Source organism: Mucilaginibacter sp., assembly GCF_025359345.1.
Classification (GTDB): domain Bacteria; phylum Bacteroidota; class Bacteroidia; order Sphingobacteriales; family Sphingobacteriaceae; genus Mucilaginibacter.
Genome location: NZ_JANYGQ010000032.1, coordinates 368,902 through 391,979, shown reverse-complemented (window position 1 = coordinate 391,979; position 23,078 = coordinate 368,902). Strand labels below are relative to the sequence as shown.

The following is a 23,078-nucleotide window of genomic DNA, read 5'->3' as shown; positions in this document are numbered from 1 at the left end:
TCTACCTTTAGTAATATGCAATCATCTCATCCGTTACAAGCAGCCAAAGCCGAAAAATTAAAAGCTCTACACCAGCGCGAAGGTATTTTTGTAATCCCAAATCCATGGGATGCAGGCTCTGCCAAAATTTTAGAGAGCCTTGGTTTTGAGGCTTTGACTACTACCAGCGCAGGCCTCGCTTATTCACTGGCCAAGCCAGATGGCCTGGGTGCTGTAAGCCTCACGGAAACATTAAAAAATGCGCATGATATCGTTATGGCAACCAATATCCCGGTTGCAGCGGATTTGGAAAATGGATTCGGCGAATCCCCCGAAACATGTGCGGAAACCATTTTGCTGGCTGCCAGTGCCGGGCTTGTCGGCGGCTCTATCGAGGACTCTACCGGAAAGCCGGATATCCCGATCATTCCCTTTGACCTTGCCTTAGAACGGGTTAGGGCTGCCGTTGAAGCTGCAAGAAGCCTGCCTTTCCATTTTACGCTCACGGCTCGTGCGGAAAACCTGATTCACGGCCGGCCTGATTTAAAAGATACCATACGCCGCCTTGTGGCTTTCGCTGATGCAGGCGCCGACGTGTTGTTTGCCCCCGGTTTAAAAACAGTTGCCGATATAAAAGCTGTAGTAAATGCGGTGGCGCCAAAACCTGTTTCGGTTGTTATGGGCCTTGGTTCGTCAGATTTTACGGTTGAGGGCCTTGCTGAACTTGGGGTAAAACGGATAAGCCTTGGGTCGTCATTTGCCCGAGCGGCTTATGGCGCTTTTATGCGGGCAGCACAGGAAGTTGCCGGCAAAGGCACCTTTACTTTTGCAAATAGCACAGTGCCTTATGGGGATTTTAATAAATTGTTTAGTTAATACAATTCAATCCGAAGTTTTCTAGTCTAACTACTTATTTTTTTGCGGGACATCACCTGGAAAGCTGTCGGTAACTATTTAATTAAGATCCCCTCATTAATCACTGCGCTGCCTCAATGCTGTAGTCGTCCAACAGTTCTAAAAGCACATTCGGATTAACATTTACTACATCGATGTTTATATAGTAAGGCGTCCGTTTCTTTGAATTGATACGGCGCTTTGCAAAATATTTTTTAATAGGACTGTGAAAATTATTTAAATATTCAACCGGGTTATAAAGCGTTATGTAGAGATAGGCATTTTTTTCATAAACTTCCTTTATGTCGCTCCAATAATATTTTGTGTTTTTTATCATGTCATAAATACAAATTTCGTCAACAGTGAGTACTGCCTTATTTTTCACACCGAAATAAATATATTTTCGATAAATCAAGAACCTTGCTATGGCAATGAGCAACCACCCAATATATAAATAATGTGAAAGGCCATGTTTTGCTATTGGAGATATAAAATTCATGATTGCAAAAAATATTGCAACAATTATGGCGAATATATTCATCACAAGAGTGTTGCTATAGCGGATTTTAAACTCCATTGAAATGACAGGTTTATCAAATTTAGAAATAAAACCAATTTTATTTCACTCCAAATAATAATGTCTTATCCTGTTCAGCCCCTCATCCAACTCATACACCAACGGCACGCCGGTAGGTAAATCAAGCTGGGTGACTTCTTCATCGGTCAGGTGGTCGATATATTGTATCAATGCCCGCAAACTGTTGCCGTGTGCGCAAACAATCACTTTTTGATTCTTGCGAATGGCCGGTATAATAAACTCGTTCCAAAAAGGCAAAACCCTGTCCATGGTCTGGCTCAGGTTTTCGGTTAACGGCAGCTCACGTTCGGTAAGAGCTTTGTAGCGCAGGTCTTTACCGGGATAACGGTCATCATCTTTAGTAATGGCAGGCGGCAGTTCGTGCGGATCCCGGCGCCATTTTTGAACAAGTTCGGGGCCGTATTTGGCTATGGTCTCGTCTTTATTCAGTCCCTGTAAGGCCCCGTAAAAACGCTCATTTAAACGCCACGATTTTTGTACGGGTATCCATAAATGGTCTAATTCCTCCAGTACAATATGCAAGGTCTTTATCGAGCGCTTTAAAAGCGAGGTAAATCCCATATCAAAATTATAACCTTGTGCTTTTAAAATTTCTCCGGCGCGTTTGGCCTGTTTAAAGCCTTCTTCGGACAGGTCTACATCAGTCCACCCGGTGAAACGGTTCTCTTTATTCCAAACACTTTCGCCGTGGCGCAGCAGTACTATTTTTTGCATGGTTATGTGGTTAACCATAAAGTTACTCATCAGTTTGCAGAAAAAATTGGTAAATGTATCAGGAACAGTTAAATTGCATTGAAAACCAACAAAAAAACCTTTAAACTATGATTCCTACAACTCCAGTTGCGGTTAAGGACGGCATTGCCAACCCCGCCCCGCTCGGTCTGTGCGCCTTTGGCATGACCACCGTTTTACTTAACCTTCACAACGCTGGCTTCTTCGAAATGAATTCGATGATACTTGCTATGGGTATTTTTTACGGCGGCCTTGCACAGGTTATTGCCGGCATTATTGAGGCTAAAAAGAACAATACTTTCGGACTCACCGCATTTACATCATACGGCTTTTTCTGGCTGTCGCTGGTAGGTTTAATCGTGATCCCTAAATTCGGCTGGGCCGCAAAACCAGCAGAAAGCGCGATGTGCGCATACCTGGTAATGTGGGGTCTGTTTACTTTATTCCTGTTCTTTGGCACATTAAAGCTGAACCGCGCACTACAGATTGTATTCGGAACATTGGTTATATTGTTCTTTTTGTTGGCCGCCAAACATGCCACCGGCAACGAAAGCTTTGAAAAATTTGCCGGATACGAAGGTATATTTTGTGGCGCTTCGGCCATTTATGCGGGCATAGCAAATGTTTTGAATGAAGTTTACGGTAAGACGGTTTTACCGCTTGGATAGACACGATTTAAGGATTTGTAAGATTTACAGGATTAACGTGCAGGTGTTATATCTTTGCGATATTAAATCGTGTTAATCATTTCAATCATTAAATCGTGTTAATTGTGCCTGATTTTAAAAAATATTATCGTTTACCCGCAACCCCCGAAGAGGTTTATACAGCTTTAACTAACCCGCTTACCATTGAACTATGGACTGGCGAAACCGCAGAAATGTCGACCGAGCCGGGTTCTGAATTTTCAATGTGGGAAGGAAGTATTGTTGGTAGAAATCTTGAATTTGAGGAGAACAAAAAAATTGTACAACAGTGGTACTTTGACGGGCAACCCGAAGAATCTATTGTAACGATTAAACTGCACCCGGATAAAGACGGCACGTCCATTGAGCTAAGACACACCAATTTACCTGCCGCTGAGTTTAATGACTTTGCTGAAGGATGGGATAACAGCTACTTTGGTGCACTCGCTGAATTTTTTGAGGTCGAGTAAACACGATTTGCAGGATGGTATGGATTTGCGGAATTTGATCGCAATATAAATCCTAAGTAATACAACTACAAATAATCTACTTATACAAAAAAGCGCCTGGTGTCACCGGGCGCTTTACATTTATATAGAGTTGTTGTTATTACTAAAATAATGTAAACTCAACCCTGCGATTTTGCTGACGGCCTTTTGCAGTTTTATTACTTGCAATTGGCTGTGTTTCGCCATAACCGGTAGCTTCAATACGTGATGCATTAGCACCTTTGCTTACCAGGTAAGATTTGATTGATTCAGAACGTTCTTTCGACAACCTTAAGTTAGCATCGTTCGAACCTACATTATCAGTGTGTCCTGCCAGTTTCAAGCTGAAGTTTTTAGCTACCAGCAAATCGGCCACACGATCCAAACTTGGGTATGAGTGTGCACGTATAGTTGCTTTACCAAAATCAAACTCAAGGTTTTTAATAGCTTCTTTTACAACTTTTCTGTCTTCTTCGGTTACGTAAACCTTAACATCGGGCTTGGCGACCGGTAATGGGCAACCTGCACCATCAACCTTTGTTCCGGTTGGAGTGTTAGGGCACTTATCAAAAAAGTCAGGGACACCATCGCCATCGCTGTCGGTAGTGAATTTGGCAAGGTTTGCATTAGTTGTAGCCAAATCTGCTTTCAACTGGTCGTTTTGCGCTTTTTGAGCGTCTATCTCGCTCTGCAACTGGTTTTTAGTATTCTGATTTTCAGTTAAATATTCTGTCCTCATTGATGAAACAGGGTTATGCGACGCCATCTGTGGTTTTGACGATTTGCCGAGTGCAAACTCTAAACCTGCGTGTGCATACGAGAACCTGTCGTTATTTGAGCCGTAGTTAAATCCATCAACATTGTCTGAATAAACAAAGTTAAGCTGGTAGCCTAAATCAATGTTCACCCCACGGGCAACGTTTAATTTAACGCCAACTCCTACGGGTACAAACAATTCGTTTATCGAACCGTTATCGGCGGTTTTAAAATTCTGGCTTACTCCGCCCGAAGTTATTACCGGCGTGTAGTGCATAGCACCGACACCTGCGGTAACATATGGCTGGATAGCATTTTTGTTGTTGCGCCAGCTGATATTCCCCACCGTAACATTTCCGCTTAAGCTTACCGCATAATGCAATTTAGTGCTGTAGCTGTCATAAGTGTTACCTAATGGACCTACCTGGCTGTTCTCGCCACCAAGTTTGCCGCCCATAAAGTCGGCCTGGATGCCAAAACCAGATGTAATTTGTTTTTTAATGTAAGCTCCATAACCCAACTCAACTTTTGGATGCGTAAAGTCTTGTTTCCTGTTCGACCCGATAATAGTGTAAGGGCTTAATATACCGCCGCTAACTCCTATTGACCAGGTGCGGAACGAATCTTCGCTCGAAAATGGTTTAACATAGTCTGTTGTAGTCGCCCTTGTAGTATCGGGGCTTTGAGCGAATAATTTACCGCCTACCAAAAGTCCGGTTACCAGCAGGCTTGCTCTTTTAAAATTTGATTTCATTGTTGTGTGATTTAATTGTATGCTTTTTTTAAGTTATAAGCATACTCATGAATGGCAACATCAGTGCCATGAACATAATAAGGTTATCAACATATTGACATATCGGGGCAGGTAAAAACAATAGTCAAAGTTGTAGCAACGGTGTAAAGAGTTGAGTAGCAATGGTAACAAAGGGCCTGGTCAAGGCTAACAAAAATGCCGAAAAGAATGATGAGTTAAATCCGCGGGATAAACTTACCGCTATTGAGATATGACCTTAAAATAGTACAATTTTTGTTGTTAACAGGATCAATTTCCCCATAAAGGCATAAATCTGAACGTGTAAGAATACTCCCCGTTTGTATAGTCTAACGTAATTTTAAATTGCTCTTTCACAGGTTTACCATCAATTGTAGCTGGTATAAGCTGCGGCTGGCGTTGTATAATTTTGATAATATTTTGCACAACCCACCCTATGCTGCTGCCGCCTTTTCTTGTAAGGTTAACGATGCGCCCTTCCACAGATATCTCACCTGTTATTTCAAAATGGTCCTGCACATCGGATAATTTGTTTTTACTATTATTATAGAAAAAAGTAGCAAACTCATTATTAAGAATGCTATTAAAAGCGTCCATGCCCGATTTATAATGTGCGTTTGTAACCGTGTGCCCACCCGGTTGCATGTTACATGGTGTACCGATTTTCATCGATTCAGTATTGACGAACGAAAACATGGCCGGTTCAACCAGTTTTATACGCGACGAGTTGGTGTACTCTCCCATTGTATTTTCGCCGTTAACAAATTCCCCTTTTTTAAAATGCTCTGTAGAAACCGTCTCTTTATCCGGGTCGCTGTTTTTATACATTTTCCATGTACCATCGGGTCTACCGCCGGTAAGCTTTCCCTTCCACGAAAAAACCTGCAGGTTAACAACGTAATTTCCGCTTCCTTTATCAACCGTTTTACCCCCGTTCGCATCCCAGGCGTCAGTAATATCACAAACTCCTTCACTAGCTTCAAAAGTTAATTCGGGTTTGCCGCTTTCGTAAAACAATTCCCATTTGCCGATAAACGCATCATTTTTGAAAGCACCTTTTGCCCTTATGTTTCCGTTACCGTACCGAAGTATAAAAATGCCATCCTTCAGGCCGTCCGTGCTGTAATTCCCTTCAGTTAAGATAATTGCGGAATTGTCCTTTCTAATATCGGTAAACCGTCCGTGAAATTTCCTGGTCCCGAAGCTAAAGCGTACGTGCCTGATAATTGTTGCGCAACTATCTTCAATCAAATTATAGTCCGCATTTAACGACATATTCAAACTGTCGTTATCAATCGGGTTAAAATTAATATGACGCTGAACACCCTGCGCGCTGGCAGCAATTGAAAAACAGCACAGGAAGCAGAAAAGTATCAGTTTTCTCATTCAAATAAGGTTTAGGGATAAATCTAATAAAATATCCAATAGTAAAATACAGAATTTTATTATGCCATTACCGATAGCATACTAAACAAAGGGTGCGTTAATTTATTATCTCCCTGCAACAAAGAATCACCAATGGCGGCCGTTGCTGTCATACCTTTGGTAAATAATTTCCAAGCTGTATCAGGCATTAGCTCAATCACTGCGTCCGACATTTTGCCCGCTTGGTTATCAACCAGAGCCCATCCTGTTCCATTTTTTTGAAGATACCAATCCCCGCCGTCACTTGTGCTGATGCTGAATTGTATTAGCCTGCCATCTTCAGCGTTAACATTTCGGTAAGTATGTGGCAATGCCCGCATAAAGGTGTCCATGCAGGGGTAAAATAATTCACGATGCATGATTCCGGGTTTGCCAACGGCATCGCGTATTTGCTGTTGGTGATGCCACTTCTCGGTGTATTCCCGGGCGACGTCAAACCAATTTTCCGATTGTTCTTCGCCCGCCCATGAAACTGCATACTTCGCTGTTTCGAAGGGTTTGCGCAACGCCATGATATCACAATATTGAGGGCCGGTTGCTTCAAGCATTGCAACAAGTTGCTGAGGACTTACCCGGTCCATCGCCTTTACCCAAACGGCATTAAGTTCGTCAAGGTAATCTACCAGGTCGCTGTAGGAATTAATATTTTCAGGGGCTTTACCGAAATGGTTGTGCGCACCCGAAATGGTACGCATATCGGTATCAAGCAAATGCGCTGCAATATCTTTAACAGTCCATAACGGGCAAATGGTTGGCCGAACCCAGTCTGCAGGCTCTAGCGAACGCAACAACTCAATCAGTAGTTTATCTAAAACAGGAAAAAGATGAAGCGTTTGAATGGGTATTGGCTTATCCATAAAAGCAGTTTATCCTGGCTCTTGATTAATCCATCAAGCCGAATGCACGAAAACCTTCCATTTAATTTGGGCACCGGCCTTTACCAAAGTAGCCGCAACAGAGCAATACTTGTTAATTGATAATTCTGCAGCTTTCACCGCCTTATCTTCGTCAACCTTCCCGTATAGGTGAAATTCGATCGATACCTCTCTCCATAGTGATGGCTCAACGCCTGCTTCGCGGTCGCCGTTAACTATCATTTTATAATCCTTAACGTCCTGGCGCTGTTTTTTCAAGATGGTTATTACATCTATGGCCGAGCATCCTGCAAGGCCCATCAACAGCATTTGCATCGGACGTACTCCGAAATCCCAGCCACCGCTTTCCGGGCTGCTATCCATTCTAACTACATGTCCCTGTTCGTCTTTTGCTTCAAAGCCGAAGTCGCCTTTTACGCGAGCAAGTTCTATTTTAGGCATATTCTATTTTTGTAACAATGAAGCTAAGGTAATACTTTACCATATTATTAGTTTAACTTGGATGTAATATTAATAACATCGTATGAAGTATTTCTTTCTTTTTATTTTGATGATAATAGCCTCACGCGGCCTCAGTCAAAAAAGTTTAATTTCATACGAGGATATTAAATATCTATTAAACAACAACATACACCAGGCCGATACTTTTCTGACTGCCAAAGGCTACGTGATCACTAAAAAAGATAATAATACGAAAAACAGGAAATATGCATTAACACTTAATGGCGGCACCCACAACATCATCTCACTTAGAGTCGACGGACGGCGGCTTTTTATTGAAATTGAAACAAACGAGCTTAACCAATACAACCTCATCCGCGAATCTATTTCGCAGTACCTGATAAAAGACGGCATGGTTGCCGATATCCAAACCTATTCGGTCAAAGAACTGGGAAACATTTATATCAGTATAAACGAATCAGTACCATACGACCCGCTGAAAAAAGAATACGATATACAGGTGGTGGGTGATAAGCAAATAACGGCCTATAATTAGGTGAGTGGTTGATTAGGTTGAGCGGTTGATTGAGTTTTTAAACCTCAAAAAAATTGCTGCAACTAGCGCACAAAACCTTCCCGCTTTTACCTTTTGCCTTTCACCTTTCCCGGTAAAAGAAAATTAAATTTGGAATCCTCGCAAATATCACCTTATATTTGCAACAATATTTGGTAGCGATACCAAGATCATTACCTCCGCAAAAGGTTTTGATTTATAAAGAAGCGGCGAGAGATCAGGCTCAGTGACCCGCTGGCAACCCTCAGATAGTGGAGAAGGTGCCAATTCCTGGCCCGGTAAATACCCCGGGGAATATAAATTAATAACCATGAAAAGTTTGATTTACACAATTTTCCCAACATTTTTTAAGGCCCCAAAAAGCGCCGCATTAGTATATGTTTATAGTCCATCAAAAGGCTATATGTGTATTTGTTGCAGTCGTTAAACCTTAACACGTTTTACTTTCTTTTCCCGGAAACGTACGTGTCTCACAACTGGTGATATATTTCGCCATTGTAGCTAAATCAACAAATTTCATAAAAATTAAATCTTAGAAAACATGTCATCTGCCAATCTAAAATTCGAAACATTACAATTGCATGCGGGTCAGGAGGTCGACCCAACTACAGGCTCACGCGCTGTGCCTATCTATCAAACTACATCATACGTATTTAAGAATGCCGAACACGGTGCAAACCTGTTTGCCTTGAAGGAGTTTGGCAACATTTACACACGTATAATGAACCCAACCACCGATGTTTTTGAAAAGCGTATCGCGGCCCTCGAAGGCGGCGTAGCTGCTTTGGCAACCGCGTCGGGCCAGTCAGCTCAGTTTATTGCCTTAAATAATATACTGCAGGCCGGTGATAATTTTGTGACATCACCATTTTTATACGGAGGTACCTATAACCAGTTTAAAGTAGCCTTTAAGCGCCTCGGAATTGATGTTCGTTTTGCCAAAGATGACACTGCCGAAAACTTGGAACTGCTAATTGACGATAAAACCAAAGCTATTTACCTGGAAACCATAGGCAACCCCGGCTTTAACATTGCTGATTTTGATAAAGTCTCGGCATTAGCCAATAAGCACGACTTGCCGTTGATAGTTGACAATACATTCGGCGCAGGCGGTTACCTGTTCAGGCCATTGGAACATGGAGCACATATTGTGGTTGAGTCGACAACCAAATGGATCGGTGGTCATGGTACCAGCATTGGCGGTGTGATCGTCGACGGCGGTACTTACAACTGGGGCAACGGTAAATTCCCGCAGTTTACTGAGCCATCCGAAGGTTACCATGGCCTGGTATTTGCCGACGTATTTGGCATTGGCGGTCCATTTGGTAATATCCAGTTTATAATCCGCGCGCGCGTTGAGGGGTTGCGCGATTTTGGCCCATCGCAGTCTCCATTCAATTCATGGTTAAATATACAAGGACTTGAAACGCTATCGTTACGGGTTCAGCGCCACGTTGACAATGCGCTCGAACTAGCCAAATGGCTGGAACAGCATCCGCTGGTTGATAAGGTAAATTACCCGGGTTTGCCGTCATCGCCACACCATGCATTAGCAAAAAAATATTTAAAGCATGGTTTTGGAGCGGTTCTATCTGTCGAAATTAAAGGCAGTAAAGAAAATGCGAGCAAACTTATTGATAGCTTACAACTGGTTAGCCATTTGGCCAATCTTGGCGATGCCAAAACATTAATCATACAGCCGTCGGCAACAACACACCAGCAGCTTTCAAACGAAGAACAATTATCGGCCGGTGTGTTGCCAAATTCGTTAAGGATAGCCGTTGGTATTGAACACATAGATGACATTAAAGCCGATTTTGAGCAGGCATTTGCTAAAATCAGTGCATAAATTAATAGTCTTGAGTCGAAAGTCTATAGTCGTAAATAAAAAACGACTATAGACTTTCGACTCAAGACTAAGGACTACGAAGAATGAGTACAGAAATATTTAAATACAACAAACCATTTGAACTGGAGTCGGGAAAGCAGCTGAAAGAGTTGCAGATAGGCTACAATACTTATGGAAAGCTTAATAAAAACGCGGATAATGTGGTTTGGGTATGCCATGCCCTCACTGCAAATTCTGACGTTTTTGATTGGTGGAAAGGTTTATTTGGCGACAATGACTACTTTAACCCGGAAGATTATTTTATAGTTTGTGCCAACATCCTGGGATCGCACTACGGCACCACTTGCCCGCTGAGTACAAACCCCGTAACCGGGCAGCCCTATTACCTTTCATTCCCGGAGTTTACGGTTCGGGATATGGTTAAAGCGCATACCTTACTGGCCGACAACCTCGGCATTAATGATATTGAAATTTTACTTGGTGGCTCGCTCGGCGGCCAGCAAGCTGTTGAATGGGCGATAACCCAACCAGAGAGGATTAAAAACCTAATCCTGATCGCTTCAAACGCTAAACACTCGCCATGGGGCATTGCCTTCAACGAGTCGCAGCGCCTGGCTATCAGTGCCGACCGCACTTTCTATTCCAACTCACCAGATGGCGGACAAAAAGGATTAAAAGCGGCACGGAGCGTTGCCCTGCTCTCCTATCGTAATTATAAAACCTATTCGGTTACCCAGCAAGAGGATGAAGACAGTGTAACCGATAGTTTCAAAGCGGCATCATACCAAAATTACCAGGGACAGAAACTGGTGAATCGCTACAATGCCTACAGCTATTGGTACTTGTCGAAAAGCATGGATTCGCATAATGTGGGCCGCGGCAGGCATGGGGTTGAAAAGGCTTTAAGCCTGGTGAAAGCGAGAACGCTGGTTATCGGCCTAAAATCCGATGTATTGTTCCCGATCGAAGAACAGCAATACCTTTTTCAGCATATACCAAAGGCCGTTTTCGCCGAGCTGGAATCGTTTTACGGCCACGACGGCTTTTTAATAGAAACAGAACCATTAACAAAAATAATGACGTCGTTTTTTAAAACAGACGTTAAAGGAAAGATTATTGAATTACAACGCACAGCGTAATGAGTAAAAAATTAAACATCGGACTATTTGGATTTGGCGTAGTTGGCCAGGGATTGTATGATATTATCAAAACCAAGCATTTAAACCTCGAGATTGTAAAGATCGCTATAAAGGATGCGCATAAACAGCGTTCGCTCCCATCGCATTTGTTTACAACGGAAAGGGATGAGTTGCTTAATAACCCGGAGATAAACACCATTGTTGAGCTGATAAATGATACAGAAGCTGCATTTGAAATTGTTTCGCGCGCGTTAAGCACCGGCAAAAACGTGGTATCGGCCAGTAAAAAGATGATTGCGCTGCACCTGGATGAATTGATTGAGCTTCAGCACAAATACGGAACATCATTATTATATGAAGGATCGGTTTGCGGCAGTATTCCTATTATCCGCAACCTCGAAGAGTATTATGACAATGAGTTGCTGCACTCGGTGAGTGGAATATTTAACGGTTCATCAAACTACATTCTTTCAAAAGGATTTAACGAGGGCCTGGACTACGACTCCGCATTAAAACAGGCGCAAGACCTCGGCTTTGCCGAAACCGACCCTACCAGTGACGTTGGCGGCTTTGATGCCAAATACAAACTGGTTATAGCTGCTGCCCACGCCTATGGCGTTGTAGTAAAACCGGATGACGTGTTTAACCTGGGAATCCAGAATCTTTCGGCCAACGATTTACAGTATGCGCGCGAAAAGAATTTGAAGATAAAATTGGTGCCCGTTGCCAAAGAACTTGATGATAAACATGTCGCGCTTTTTGTACTGCCTAAGTTTGTTAACGAAAAAGAGTTTTTATATAATGTTGAGTACGAATACAATGGTGTAATTGTACAGGCTGCTTTTGCCGATCAACAGTTCTTTTTCGGTAAAGGCGCAGGCGGCCACCCTACAGGTTCTGCTGTACTATCTGATATCGCTGCGTTGCGTTATGGTTATCAGTACGAGTATAAGAAAGCCAAAGAACGCAAGGGGCTCAACTTCACTAACAATATAGAGTTGAATATTTATTTAAGGTATGAGGATGAAAGCCTTGTTGAGGCTTTGGATTTTATCCATATACACGAACGGTATTTATCGGGCAGCTACAAATATGTTATCGGGAAGATAAATCTTCAAAGCCTGGTAGCTAACCAACAGCTAATAGCGGACAATCACGCGTTTGTAGCCTTTGCCGACCAACTGGCCGGCGTTAATTTGGCAGCAGAGGTTAAAGAAACGGCCGAAGCAGTATAAGATTTTTTTTGTAGGTTTATTTAGTTTTTAAAAACGGCTCCGAAAGGGGCCTTTTTAGTTTTTCGCTCGTGGTAAAATTTTAAGTGGGATACTTCCAGTTTATTATCTTTGCGACACACTGGATAAATTCAACCTGATGCAGAAAATCACAAAGCTTTTCACAAATAAATCGTTCGTTGTTGGGGCATGGTTTGTTTTAAGCTTGCTGCCGGTTTTAAAAGGCGTACTTATGCCTCATATTATTGATGTCCATATTGGCAACGCTAATATTAATAACTACATTATTTACAAGCATAACTTTTTAAACTTAATACAACAACACAGCCTTTTTGGCTCACAACCTGAATATTATTTCGACCTGAACCACTACGGGCCAGTATTCGCGCTGGTTATTGCACCTTTTACCATTTTTCCAGACAGCGTTGGCGCTATTTTATGGGTGATGTTTAACTCATGGATATTGTACCTGGCGGTAATGAAACTGCCCCTGAACGACAACCAAAAAATGGCTATCCTAATGATAAGCCTTTTCAGCATAATGGGCTCGGCCGGAAACGCGCAGGTAAACCCGTTGATAACGGCGCTGGTGTTGTTCAGTTTTATATTTATTAAGAACAAGCAGGATTTTTGGGCGGCCTTAATGATAATAATAGGAACCGCTATAAAACTTTACGGCATTGTCGGGCTTGCTTTCTTTTTCTTTTCCGATAATAAAATCAAGCTGATTTTAAGCATGGTATTTTGGGCTGTTGTATTGTTTGCATTGCCCATGTTATTCTCGTCACCGTCGTTCATACTAAAAACTTATCACGACTGGTACCCCGACCTTGTTGCAAAAAATGCGGCTAATGTGGTATCATCACGCGGCTACGTTTGTGTTATGGGGATGATCAGCAAAATTTTTCACTACCCAAATTTGCCAAATATGATGGTGCTTATACCGGCGCTGGCAGTGTTTGGCGTTTCGATGGTTAGAATAAAGTACTGGCGAAATGTTCAATATCAATTGCTGCTCGCTGCGTCGGTATTAATTTTTACAATAATTTTCAGCAGCGGTTCAGAGCCACCCACTTACATTATAGCCATGATAGGCGTCGGAATATGGTTTGTAAACCTCGACCGGCCGATAACCGGTTACGAACGCTTTTTGATAATTTTTGCTTTAGTGCTAACAAATGCACAGTCCGATCTTTTTCCGCGCCCGCTTCGGCTGGCTTACGTCACGCCGTATGCGTTAATTGCACTGCCATCGTTTTTAATTTGGTTAAAAATTATTTATGAGATGCTCACCAGGAAGTTTCACGACGAACCAATACTACAAGGTCAGAGTTAACTGGGATACGCAGGTGAATCATCCATCTTTATTATATTAGGGTATCATAAAACTGGCCTGCTATCATAGTTATGGGCAAGGTTCCTTTACCACTTAGCTCAGCACGTTTTTATCATGTCATTTGTGTTTTAAGCTGCTGCCAGGCATAGCTTTTTCCTCCTTTTTCAAGTTGTTATATTCAGATTTACTCTAGATAGCCGCTGCGAAATTTTCGCAACGGCTATCTTTAACCAAACAGGCGGCGCTATTTAGCATCTTGCTGCCATAGGCCGGTAATCCTACTCACTTCCTGATAATTATCCAGGTGGACGTGGTGCTGAGCCATAAATACACCGCCTTGTCCGGTTACCGTCACGATCTTGAATTTGCGCACCTCATCATTATAGGTTGACAGTGTAGGTAATGTAGTGCTGGGATCTGTCTGTATAAAAAAATAATGGAGTGTAACCTGCCCCGGCGAGGTAACATAAACATAATTGTCGGTGTAGCCAAAACTTGAATCAAACTGGTACGGCACCGGCGCCCATTGATTGGGGTTATTTACCGGGCTGGGTTGCATATACACCAGCACCATGCCGTTGTCAAGTACATCCTGCGTCACTGTATTGTTTAAACGGACGTAATACCGGGTAAAGTATTCAGTGTAGCTTCCTGGGCCTGTTTCATAAACATATGCACTATTCCACAGCCAGTTGCTGCCGCCGATTGAAAAAACATCCGTCTTTACACCGGCATTGGTTCCAGGCGCCTGTACTTTTGTGGGCACGCCCCAACCCGAGGCCGTTTTCGGACCATATAGAAGATAAGCCACTGTATCAAGATAAAAATCACCAATTGCACCAAAGCTAGCGGCCGGGGCACCGACTCCGTTATAAAGCTGGGCCGCGGATGCAGCATTGATGGCTGCCGCATTAGAACTCGCGTCGCTGAGAAGAACGCCGGTGCCCCACCCCCCTACTGTTTTCGGCCCGAAAAGCTTATCCGTGGAAAGATTAATAAAATAGTCGCCTGGCGTGCCCATGGTGATTGACGGGTCGGAAGCGCCACTATAAATCTCTGTTCCATTTGCACCCGCGAGTTTGGATAAACCGGTTGCCGGTTTGTTGATGCTTTCTTTTTTGCATGAGGTAATGATCAGTACAATACCAATCATAAATAAATATAAAAATCGTTGTTTCATAGTAATTTGATAAAAGATAAAAGATCAGTAAGAAATGGTGTGTGATCACATGATAAAGTAGAGCTATCGTGTGGTTTAAATAGCAAAAATCGCGTATTATTTTTAATATATATATATCGCATAAACATATGATTTTTATGGGCCGCACGATTGAAAAAAAGCCGCTGTGAACTGGTCCCGCCGGGCGGCCAAATCAATTGAATGACCGACTTTTATTTTGTATTGGTGTAGTTTTAGTGTTACTACTGAGATTGCAAATTAACTTAAAGAGAAAGCGCGTCAAAAACGTTGTTGGTGTCTTTGATAATAGTATAAAACAAAAAAGTCCCGCCTAATAGGTGGAACTTTAAATATTCTATTCAAACTCCCCTTTTAGGGGGGCGGGGGTCTAATACTCCCTGTCGGTCTCCCAATTTTCGAGGTAATCAGCAACACGCCTTACAAACGACCCTCCGAGCGCACCGTCAACAACGCGATGGTCATACGATAGCGAGAGGAACATCATGTGGCGGATACCTATCATATCCCCCTGCAACGTTTCGATTACTGCGGGCTTTTTCCTGATCGCACCAACGGCAAGGATGGCTACTTGTGGCTGGTTTATTATCGGTGTACCCATAACATTCCCAAAGGTACCTACGTTGGTAAGCGTAAAGGTGCCACCCTGTACATCATCAGGTTTCAGTTTATTTTCACGGGCGCGGCTGGCTAAATCATTAACAGCTTTGGTTAAACCCACCAGGTTCAATTCATCGGCACGTTTTATAACCGGAACTATCAGGTTACCGCTTGGCAAGGCGGTAGCCATGCTGATGTTAATATCCTTCTTCTTTATAATCTGGTTGCCGTTCACCTGGATGTTTATCATCGGCAGGTCCTTAATGGCCCTTACAACCGCTTCAATAAATATCGGCGTAAATGTAATCTTCTGCCCCTCGCGTTTCTCAAAGCTCAATTTTATCTTTTCGCGCCATAAAACAAGGTTGGTAACATCGGCCTCAACAAACGACGTAACATGTGCCGAGGTCTGCTTGCTCATTACCATATGGTCGGCAATTAAGCGGCGCATCCTGTCCATTTCAATTATTTCATCACCGCTTGATAACGAAACGCCTTTAGCCATTTTTATTTCGGCCGGCTCTGGCTGAGCAGTCGGCTCAAGAGTTGCCGCGGCAGCTGCTGGCTGCGACTTAGGAGCCTCAACTACCGGCTCCGATTTTGGCGATTCAGCAATTGGTTGTGGTGCGGGTGCTTCAACAGCAGGCTGTTCAGCCTCTTGTACCGGCTCTATTTTTGGAGTTTCAACAGCAACAGGCTCTTCAACAGGAGCACTTGTTGGTTGCCCGCTTTGCGTTCTATTCTGAACGTAGGCCAGCAAGTCGTCTTTTGTCAAACGGCCTTCGGCGCCTGTACCGGGTATTTTATCTAACTCCGCATTACTGATGCCTTCCTGGGCAGCTATGTTTTTCACCAATGGCGAATAAAACCGCGATTCGCCTTTTATAGCATCTTCTGATTTGTCTTCAGCTTTTAGTTGCAATTGTTCGGTATATGGCACAGCGACAGGCTCGGCGTAGTCTCTTCTTTGCTCGCTGAATAATGGAGGCTTTGTCTCCTCAATCGGCTTCGACTCAACTTGTGCGGTTGCCACAGGTGCCGGAGTATGCTCTATTGGCACGGGTGGCGGTGTGTGTTGTATCGGCGCCTCTGGAGCTTGTTGTACGGGCACAGGTGGCGGTGTATGCTGAACCGGTTGTTCCTGAACCTGTTCTACGGCTGGCGCTGGTGCGGGTTCGCCCCCTGGTTCGTTAGTTTCAATTATCGCTATTACGGCGCCAACTTTAACTACATCGTTATCCTTATAAAGCTTTTCAACTAGTTTTCCCGATACCGGCGATGGAACATCCGAATCTACTTTGTCGGTAGCAATTTCCATTACTGTTTCGTCGGCTTCTATATAATCACCCGGATTTTTGGTCCACCTGATTATCGTTGCCTCTTCAACACTTTCGCCCATTTTTGGCAGCAACAGTTTATAATTCGCCATATGACAATATATCAATTCAAGCCCAAAATTAGCGGAATTTCCGGTTATTTATCGTAATCGTGCAGTAAAGTATTCAACATATTTAAGGCTGTAATTGCGCTTCTTTCGATGTTTTGGCGGCGTTTATTCCCAAATGTTAATTTCTTTACCACTGTTTTACCCACCCGGGCAGCACTTATCCACACGGTCCCAACCGGCTTGTCGGGCGTGCCCCCATCCGGCCCGGCAATACCGGTAACAGCTATGGCATAATCGGAGTTAAAATTTGTTAGCGCACCTTCAACCATCTCCCTAACTGATTCTTCGCTTACCGCGCCAAATTGCGCCAGGGTTTCATGTTTAACGCCCAGCACGCTTTCTTTTATTTCGTTTGAATAGGAGACAGCCCCCCCGAGGTATACTTTGGATGAGCCTGCATTCGAAGTTATTAAATGAGCGATATACCCGCCTGTACAGCTTTCGGCAGTCGATAGGGTAAGGCCTTTTGCAGCCATGTAGTTGAGTATCGCTTTTTCTATGGTAATGTCTTCTTCGGCGGCCACAACGTTTTTCACGCGCTCAACTATCCGGGCAGCAAATTCATTTACCTTATCACTTAATAGGTTTTCATTTTCACCATAGCCGCTGAGCCTTAGCCGCACCTGGCCAAGTTTGGGCAAGTAAGCCAATTTAATGTACGGCGGCAATACATCTTCAATATCGGCAATCCGTTGCGCCAGGTACGATTCGCCCTCTCCTACCGTTAGTATTGTTTTATGGATAATAAAGGGCAGCTTTAACGATGCCTTAAGCTTCGGGATTACCTTTTCCTCCATCATGTACATCATTTCGTGCGGCACACCCGGCATCGACATATAGATTTTCCCGTTATGATTAAACCACATACCCGGAGCAGTACCATTATCATTCAGTATAACTTCACAATTTTCGGGCACCAAAGCCTGTTGTTTGTTTACTTCGAGCAGTTCGGTTAACGTCCCTCTTATCCTCCTGAAAATGGCTTCAACATTTGCCAGCGCATCCTTGTTTTCAACCATGCGCACGTTAAAGTATTCAGCAAGTGTTTTTTTGGTGATATCATCTTTGGTCGGCCCAAGTCCGCCTGTTATCAGTATTACATCGGCCCGGTTCGCCGCCTCCGCCAATGCGGTTAAAATGTGCTGCCGGTCGTCAGATACAGACGAAATTTGTTTTATCCTGATACCTATGTTATTTAGTTTAGCCGCCATCCATGCCGAGTTGGTATCAACAATCTGACCGATGAGTATTTCGTCGCCTATGGTAATTATTTCTGCAAGCATTATTGATTGCCGTTAAAGTATGAACTGCTGGTGTAGTCGCTTCTTTTGCTGAGTTTAAGGTCCTGCAAAACCGCGGCTTTAACTTTTAAAGTAACATTATATGATTTATATATGCCGAACGGTACCCATTGCACGTTAAGGTCCCAGCAATGCAAATCGCGGTATATCGAGAACGAACTTACGGCAAGTCTGCCTGCTTTTAAATCGATATTGGTATTGTATTGTATCTTCCACCCTTTGGTTACGCTCACGTCGCCACTTAACATTACTGTGTTGGTTGAATTTGTGCTGATAATATTATTATTAAAGCTGAAGTTATAATTGAACGACAGGTTCCAGGGTACGTTAAAATCAATGTAGGCACTGGGGTCGCTGTTAATAAAAGCCAGCCTTTGCGCCTGTTGGGGGGTGATGGTTTGCAACGTATTTTGTGGTGTAACCGGCAAATGCGGTTTAAACGACGTCGAATTCAAACTGCCACTCATTGAAAAGCTGATGCTGGTAAGCTTCGGAAACTGGTACTGGTTTATTTCCCGGGTAAACTTTGTTATCTGCTGGTTTTGTATCGTATCAATTACCAATACTTTATAAGGATTCAGCGACCCATATATACTCAGGTTGACCTTTTGGTTTAAGATTGCCGTATGCGCCGAAAACGATATGGGCGATAATTTCAACGAGTCCTGGGCGAAATTGTAAAAAGTTGATAAAGAAAAACCATCAATTAAATGCACTTTTCTCGCCTTTCCCGACGTATCAGTGGCTTTGGGCTTTAACTTCATTTCGATGGTATTATCCAAATTGAAGCTTATACCGGCCTGCTTACCTGCCGAAGGAAAGTTGTCCGGAAAGATAGAATAGGTGCTGGTGTGTGCTGGCAATGGGATCAGTGCATTGCTTACAACTGTTTTGTAATAACCAAAACTTGGGTCGGCAAAATCAGGACTGTAGTTAAAGCTGATGGATGGCGTCATCACATGCCGTATGGCAACCAGGTTGCCTTTTTTGAAGTTGAACGTGCTGTACACCTTGGTTGATACGCCTGTGCTAAAATTATAAGAACTTGCTCTTTTGAAGCCGCTTAACGTATCACGTACAAGACCATTCGCATCCGGTATAATGCCGTTTGTTATTACACCGCCACGCACGTAACGCTCATTTATCGACTGTAAATACCAGTGCTCGGTATAATTGGCCGAACTACTGAATTGGAAATACTTGGCCACGTTTAAACTAATGCCCAGGGGTATCTGGTGCACCGCTCGGGTTTGCAGCCGTTTTGCTAAAATACTGCCTTTAAATAATTGAGATTCCGGTATGTTATCCACTTCGTTTGTTGCCGACAGGCTGTAGCTCAAGCTTATTTTCTGATACCACTTTTGCTCACCTACCCTGTCTTTTGAGTCAAACGGGTTAATAGAAGCCATTGTAAAACTCAATGTCGGTAATTGCAGCGTTACAGTCTTCGCGCTCAGGTCCTGGCTATGCGAAACACCGAAACTTAAGTTAAACGGCGTACCGGCCCAGGTTTTACTGTAGTTAACTGAAGATCGTAAGTTATTCTGTGTTAACGAGTTAAGATTATAGTTGTTTTGAGCCGGATCGTTTCTATAATACGTTGATGTACCGGCATTTACCTGCGCACTGAAGGTACTTCCCGGATGTGCATTAGGATCCTGACTATGTGACCAGGTTATGTTAAAATCCTTTTGAGCGGGGTCGCCCTCCAGCCCGTAATTGTGCGAACCATAGCTTAATGATACCGTACCGTCATATTTATACCTCTTTCTATAATGTGCCGTAGTATTTAACTCATACGATCCTTTTGAATAAACCGTACCCATAGTAGTTAAATCCACGTAATCGTTTATTCCTATATAATAGCCGAAATTGCGGAGATAAAACCCAAGCTTCTGATCTTCCCCAAATGTGGGAATAATTACGCCCGACGCCCGTGTATCAGGTTTCGGGAAAAAACCAAACGGAATAGCCAGCGGCAACGGGATTCCTTCTATCTCGAGATAAGCCGGCCCCGATATTATCCTGTTTTTTTCGCCAATGCCTTTTGTTATTACGATACCAAAGTGCGTATCGGGTTGAGGTAAATCACAGGTACTAAAAATTGTATTGTGATAGGCCACCTCCGTTTCGTTAAGCTTTTTTACTTCGCCACCCGACAGGTAATTACCGTCCTGGTTCGAAAACGGGTTATAAACCAGCCCCTTTTTGGTTTTATAGTCGAACAATAATGAGTCTGATTCAACAGGTTTGTCTTTGCTTTGCTTGGAGATAGGCCTGCCTACATACCGTTTAGTTAAAGGGTCGATACTGCCTTTAGCAAATATCAGGTGTCTTTTTTGGTCGAGCCGGATATAGTCGGCATCGAGCTCAAAATCCTCGTAAGTTACGCGCGCCCTTCCATATAAATAGGTAATATCGTGCACCTTATCTGTTATCACTGAATCATCGGCATGGGTTTTTACTTCCGATTTTAAGTCGCCTGCAGAGGCGTCCTTACTGGTGTCTTTAGGGGCACCTGTAGTTTTTGTGCCCTTTATTGGTTTAGTTTTTTTACCTTTAGTAGGTTTATTAGTCTTAGTTGTATCAGATTTTTTAGTTGTATCCGTTTGTAGTGTATAATAGTTGGCATAGCCGGTACGTGATGAAGCCATCACATTTGCTATTAAGAGTATTGCAATCAGAAAAAAAAGACTTGTGAATTTCAAAATTGATTATGAATAGTATTTTTGCAGATATAGTTAACAGCGTTCAAAAATAATGAAAAATAAGGCATTGAAAAGATTGATTTACGGTTTATCGGTTTTACTTACATCTTTACCCTGTTTTTCGTTTGCAATAATTAATCCTGTAAAGCATGATACGGTTACTGCCGGGTACAAGCTTAAAACAGTTGTAATTGACGCAGGGCATGGTACACGTCCCAACGGTTCCCATTCCGGTGCATCCGGCTCGTATTCTACAGAAAGTAATGTAACGCTTGCCATAGCACTTAAATTACAAAAGGCGATAGAAAAAGATATACCCGACCTGAGAGTGGTAATGACCCGCACTTCCGAGGCCGACGTTGGCTTAAAAACGCGGTCAGAAATTGCTAACTCAAATAAGGGCGACCTATTTATATCAATCCATTGCAACTCGTTATCAGACAGGCGGGTGCGCGAAGTTGTTGGCCATAAACATGGTAAAGCTGTATACAAAAGCTACTCCGTTCCTGACCGCTCGGGTAAAGGCGTTTTGTTCCTGGTTTATGGTTTTCACCGGTCGGAAGAGGAACAGGAAGCCTTACGCGAAAACTTATTTGAGGAAAAAGACAACAGTGAGCAGCAAAATGTGCTTGACGATCCTGCTTCTATTATAGCAATAAACGCATTTAAAGCCAAATACCGCAAACAAAGCATACATTTTGCCAATATGCTTAATACCGAGTTTACCGAAGGCGACGGCCGCCGCAGCGACGGTGTTAAAGAACAGGGCGTGCTGGTTTTATGCCACAGCGCAATGCCGGCAGTATTGGTTGAGACCGGCTTTATAAATAATCACGAGGAAGAAGACTACTTAAACTCCGAAGCCGGCCAGGATGCAATAGTAGCTACTATAGTACGGGCCTTAGGAAGTTATAAGGCCGAGGTAGAACAAGTATCGCAATAATTGGTTATAGAGTTAAGTCAGGAAGACAAACAAAATAATTCTAACTTTACAGCTTTTCAAGGTTACAACATTTCAACAGCCATTACATCACTATGAAAATATCAAATGAAACTAAAATAGGCGCGCTAACGGCCATCGGAATTACCGTGCTTATACTTGGATACAGTTTTCTAAAAGGCAACGATGTTTTTAGCGGCTCAAATAAGTATTATGCAGTGTATAGGAGCGTTGACGGGCTTTCAGTTTCCAAACCAGTATTGGTAAATGGTTTCCCTATCGGCAATGTGGCAAAAATGACCCTAAGGCAAGATGGGCACACCGTTGTTGAGTTTAAGGTAGACCGTAAGTATAACGTACCTTCAAACACGCTGGCAAAACTGGTTAGCACCGACCTATTGGGCGGTAAGGCTATTGTATTTGAATACGGCAACAGCAATACCTTTGCAGATGATACCGATACACTTCGTGCCGACATCCAGGGCAGCCTGGCCGAGAGCCTGCAGCCGATACAAATGAAAGCCGAGAACCTGATAAACAAGCTCGATTCGTCGCTGGCATCAATAAATAAAATTTTGAACCCCAATTTCCAGAGAAATGTCGACAGGAGCTTTACAAGTATCGCAAACTCCCTGCAAACACTGGAAGGCACTACCAAAAAGATTGACGCACTGGTAGGTGGTCAAACCGAACACATAAACGGAATATTAGCGAATGCAGAAACAGTGTCGGGTAATTTAAAAAACAGTACGGCTAACTTAAACGGTATCACCAGCAATTTCCAAAAAGTAAGCGACGATATTGCCGCGGCAAACATTAAACAGACGCTTGATAACGCTAACAAGGCCATGGCTGATTTACAGGCAACCATAGCCTCAATAAATACCAGCCAGGGTACACTTGGGCTGCTGCTGCACGACGATAAGATGTACAACAACCTGAAGGATGCTACAGCTAATCTTAATGCCTTATTTATCGATTTGAAAGCCCATCCGAAGCGATATGTCAGCTTTTCGGTGTTTGGCGGGAAGAAAGACTAATTAGTCAGAAAGTCAGAAAAGTCCAGAAGTCCGAAAAATGGTTTCCGGACTTTTTGTTTAGTAGGGTT

At 43.1% G+C, this 23,078-nt stretch carries 20 protein-coding genes and 1 riboswitch; of the genes, 10 read left to right on the top strand and 10 right to left on the bottom strand.

Translation table 11 applies throughout. The annotated features are described in order from the left end of the window. Positions 1 to 15: 15 nt before the first annotated feature. Positions 16 to 855: an isocitrate lyase/phosphoenolpyruvate mutase family protein gene (locus Q0R52_RS22170; RefSeq protein ID WP_295798674.1), complete on the top strand. Its 840-nt coding sequence runs from the start codon at positions 16 to 18 to the stop codon at positions 853 to 855. 100 nt (positions 856 to 955) lie between these two features. Here Q0R52_RS22170 and Q0R52_RS22165 read toward each other — a convergent pair whose 3' ends face one another. After that, a complete protein-coding gene (locus Q0R52_RS22165) occupies positions 956 to 1,414 on the bottom strand; it encodes an STM3941 family protein (RefSeq protein ID WP_295798871.1) in 459 nt (152 codons plus the stop codon). A gap of 81 nt (positions 1,415 to 1,495) precedes the next feature. Further along, positions 1,496 to 2,185, bottom strand: coding sequence for a 2,3-diphosphoglycerate-dependent phosphoglycerate mutase (gpmA, locus tag Q0R52_RS22160; RefSeq protein ID WP_295798671.1), 690 nt, complete (start codon positions 2,183 to 2,185; stop codon positions 1,496 to 1,498). A 107-nt stretch (positions 2,186 to 2,292) separates the two neighbouring features. Between gpmA and Q0R52_RS22155 the strand changes: the two genes are divergently transcribed. Both Q0R52_RS22155 and Q0R52_RS22150 read left to right on the top strand, forming a co-directional pair. Then, a complete protein-coding gene (locus Q0R52_RS22155; protein WP_295798668.1) occupies positions 2,293 to 2,871 on the top strand; it encodes an acetate uptake transporter in 579 nt (192 codons plus the stop codon). A gap of 104 nt (positions 2,872 to 2,975) precedes the next feature. Next, positions 2,976 to 3,359 carry an SRPBCC domain-containing protein gene (locus tag Q0R52_RS22150; RefSeq protein WP_295798665.1) on the top strand — a complete coding sequence of 128 codons (384 nt, stop codon included), beginning with the start codon at positions 2,976 to 2,978 and terminating at the stop codon, positions 3,357 to 3,359. A gap of 142 nt (positions 3,360 to 3,501) precedes the next feature. On the opposite strand, the gene Q0R52_RS22145 is transcribed toward Q0R52_RS22150, so the two are convergent. The 4 genes from Q0R52_RS22145 to Q0R52_RS22130 all read right to left on the bottom strand — a co-directional run bounded on the left by Q0R52_RS22145 (position 3,502) and on the right by Q0R52_RS22130 (position 7,646). Continuing rightward, entirely contained in the window at positions 3,502 to 4,887 is a 1,386-nt protein-coding gene (locus tag Q0R52_RS22145) for a DUF6089 family protein (RefSeq protein ID WP_295798662.1), read from the bottom strand. Between the two features lie 288 nt (positions 4,888 to 5,175). After that, complete coding sequence (locus tag Q0R52_RS22140; RefSeq protein WP_295798660.1) at positions 5,176 to 6,291, bottom strand: hypothetical protein; 1,116 nt, start codon at positions 6,289 to 6,291, stop codon at positions 5,176 to 5,178. Between the two features lie 59 nt (positions 6,292 to 6,350). Beyond that, the gene (locus Q0R52_RS22135) at positions 6,351 to 7,187 is read right to left on the bottom strand and encodes a maleylpyruvate isomerase family mycothiol-dependent enzyme (protein ID WP_295798658.1); all 837 of its coding nucleotides are present in this window, start codon (positions 7,185 to 7,187) and stop codon (positions 6,351 to 6,353) included. A gap of 33 nt (positions 7,188 to 7,220) precedes the next feature. Beyond that, complete coding sequence (locus Q0R52_RS22130; RefSeq protein WP_295798655.1) at positions 7,221 to 7,646, bottom strand: OsmC family protein; 426 nt, start codon at positions 7,644 to 7,646, stop codon at positions 7,221 to 7,223. Between the two features lie 82 nt (positions 7,647 to 7,728). Here Q0R52_RS22130 and Q0R52_RS22125 point away from each other — a divergent pair, with 82 nt between their 5' ends. The 5 genes from Q0R52_RS22125 (at position 7,729) to Q0R52_RS22105 (ending at position 13,776) form a co-directional block, all read left to right on the top strand. After that, positions 7,729 to 8,202: a hypothetical protein gene (locus tag Q0R52_RS22125; protein ID WP_252793205.1), complete on the top strand. Its 474-nt coding sequence runs from the start codon at positions 7,729 to 7,731 to the stop codon at positions 8,200 to 8,202. A gap of 211 nt (positions 8,203 to 8,413) precedes the next feature. Further along, positions 8,414 to 8,523, top strand: a riboswitch (SAM riboswitch). A 238-nt stretch (positions 8,524 to 8,761) separates the two neighbouring features. Beyond that, positions 8,762 to 10,069 (top strand): O-acetylhomoserine aminocarboxypropyltransferase/cysteine synthase, encoded by a 1,308-nt coding sequence (locus tag Q0R52_RS22120; protein WP_295798649.1) that lies wholly within the window; start codon positions 8,762 to 8,764, stop codon positions 10,067 to 10,069. An 83-nt stretch (positions 10,070 to 10,152) separates the two neighbouring features. Then, positions 10,153 to 11,208 (top strand): homoserine O-acetyltransferase, encoded by a 1,056-nt coding sequence (gene metX / locus Q0R52_RS22115; RefSeq protein WP_295798646.1) that lies wholly within the window; start codon positions 10,153 to 10,155, stop codon positions 11,206 to 11,208. Beyond that, the gene (locus tag Q0R52_RS22110; RefSeq protein ID WP_295798642.1) at positions 11,208 to 12,443 is read left to right on the top strand and encodes a homoserine dehydrogenase; all 1,236 of its coding nucleotides are present in this window, start codon (positions 11,208 to 11,210) and stop codon (positions 12,441 to 12,443) included. The genes metX and Q0R52_RS22110 overlap by 1 nt, the downstream gene beginning before the upstream one ends. Positions 12,444 to 12,579: 136 nt before the next feature. Beyond that, positions 12,580 to 13,776, top strand: coding sequence for a glycosyltransferase family 87 protein (locus Q0R52_RS22105; protein ID WP_295798639.1), 1,197 nt, complete (start codon positions 12,580 to 12,582; stop codon positions 13,774 to 13,776). 244 nt (positions 13,777 to 14,020) lie between these two features. On the opposite strand, the gene Q0R52_RS22100 is transcribed toward Q0R52_RS22105, so the two are convergent. From Q0R52_RS22100 to Q0R52_RS22085, 4 genes are all read right to left on the bottom strand, one after another. Continuing rightward, a complete protein-coding gene (locus tag Q0R52_RS22100; RefSeq protein WP_295798637.1) occupies positions 14,021 to 14,956 on the bottom strand; it encodes a hypothetical protein in 936 nt (311 codons plus the stop codon). A 388-nt stretch (positions 14,957 to 15,344) separates the two neighbouring features. Further along, positions 15,345 to 17,003, bottom strand: coding sequence for a 2-oxo acid dehydrogenase subunit E2 (locus Q0R52_RS22095; protein WP_295798633.1), 1,659 nt, complete (start codon positions 17,001 to 17,003; stop codon positions 15,345 to 15,347). Between the two features lie 44 nt (positions 17,004 to 17,047). Further along, positions 17,048 to 18,304: a competence/damage-inducible protein A gene (locus tag Q0R52_RS22090; RefSeq protein ID WP_295798631.1), complete on the bottom strand. Its 1,257-nt coding sequence runs from the start codon at positions 18,302 to 18,304 to the stop codon at positions 17,048 to 17,050. Next, positions 18,304 to 20,976 carry a putative LPS assembly protein LptD gene (locus tag Q0R52_RS22085; protein ID WP_295798628.1) on the bottom strand — a complete coding sequence of 891 codons (2,673 nt, stop codon included), beginning with the start codon at positions 20,974 to 20,976 and terminating at the stop codon, positions 18,304 to 18,306. Before Q0R52_RS22085 ends, Q0R52_RS22090 begins: the two co-directional genes overlap by 1 nt. Before the next feature lie 106 nt (positions 20,977 to 21,082). Between Q0R52_RS22085 and Q0R52_RS22080 the strand changes: the two genes are divergently transcribed. Continuing rightward, a complete protein-coding gene (locus Q0R52_RS22080) occupies positions 21,083 to 21,973 on the top strand; it encodes an N-acetylmuramoyl-L-alanine amidase (protein ID WP_295798626.1) in 891 nt (296 codons plus the stop codon). Between the two features lie 92 nt (positions 21,974 to 22,065). Beyond that, entirely contained in the window at positions 22,066 to 23,010 is a 945-nt protein-coding gene (locus tag Q0R52_RS22075) for an MlaD family protein (RefSeq protein WP_295798624.1), read from the top strand. The last annotated feature ends 68 nt before the right edge of the window (positions 23,011 to 23,078 follow it).

Bases quoted from the DNA above. Each gene is read 5' to 3' on its own strand.
- Q0R52_RS22170 (WP_295798674.1), top strand. From the start codon at position 16: ATGCAATCATCTCATCCGTTACAAGCAGCCAAAGCCGAAAAATTAAAA.
- Q0R52_RS22165 (WP_295798871.1), bottom strand. From the start codon at position 1,414: ATGAATATATTCGCCATAATTGTTGCAATATTTTTTGCAATCATGAAT.
- gpmA (WP_295798671.1), bottom strand. From the start codon at position 2,185: ATGCAAAAAATAGTACTGCTGCGCCACGGCGAAAGTGTTTGGAATAAA.
- Q0R52_RS22155 (WP_295798668.1), top strand. From the start codon at position 2,293: ATGATTCCTACAACTCCAGTTGCGGTTAAGGACGGCATTGCCAACCCC.
- Q0R52_RS22145 (WP_295798662.1), bottom strand. From the start codon at position 4,887: ATGAAATCAAATTTTAAAAGAGCAAGCCTGCTGGTAACCGGACTTTTG.
- Q0R52_RS22140 (WP_295798660.1), bottom strand. From the start codon at position 6,291: ATGAGAAAACTGATACTTTTCTGCTTCCTGTGCTGTTTTTCAATTGCT.
- Q0R52_RS22135 (WP_295798658.1), bottom strand. From the start codon at position 7,187: ATGGATAAGCCAATACCCATTCAAACGCTTCATCTTTTTCCTGTTTTA.
- Q0R52_RS22130 (WP_295798655.1), bottom strand. From the start codon at position 7,646: ATGCCTAAAATAGAACTTGCTCGCGTAAAAGGCGACTTCGGCTTTGAA.
- Q0R52_RS22125 (WP_252793205.1), top strand. From the start codon at position 7,729: ATGAAGTATTTCTTTCTTTTTATTTTGATGATAATAGCCTCACGCGGC.
- Q0R52_RS22120 (WP_295798649.1), top strand. From the start codon at position 8,762: ATGTCATCTGCCAATCTAAAATTCGAAACATTACAATTGCATGCGGGT.
- metX (WP_295798646.1), top strand. From the start codon at position 10,153: ATGAGTACAGAAATATTTAAATACAACAAACCATTTGAACTGGAGTCG.
- Q0R52_RS22110 (WP_295798642.1), top strand. From the start codon at position 11,208: ATGAGTAAAAAATTAAACATCGGACTATTTGGATTTGGCGTAGTTGGC.
- Q0R52_RS22105 (WP_295798639.1), top strand. From the start codon at position 12,580: ATGCAGAAAATCACAAAGCTTTTCACAAATAAATCGTTCGTTGTTGGG.
- Q0R52_RS22100 (WP_295798637.1), bottom strand. From the start codon at position 14,956: ATGAAACAACGATTTTTATATTTATTTATGATTGGTATTGTACTGATC.
- Q0R52_RS22095 (WP_295798633.1), bottom strand. From the start codon at position 17,003: ATGGCGAATTATAAACTGTTGCTGCCAAAAATGGGCGAAAGTGTTGAA.
- Q0R52_RS22090 (WP_295798631.1), bottom strand. From the start codon at position 18,304: ATGCTTGCAGAAATAATTACCATAGGCGACGAAATACTCATCGGTCAG.
- Q0R52_RS22085 (WP_295798628.1), bottom strand. From the start codon at position 20,976: ATGGCTTCATCACGTACCGGCTATGCCAACTATTATACACTACAAACG.
- Q0R52_RS22080 (WP_295798626.1), top strand. From the start codon at position 21,083: ATGAAAAATAAGGCATTGAAAAGATTGATTTACGGTTTATCGGTTTTA.
- Q0R52_RS22075 (WP_295798624.1), top strand. From the start codon at position 22,066: ATGAAAATATCAAATGAAACTAAAATAGGCGCGCTAACGGCCATCGGA.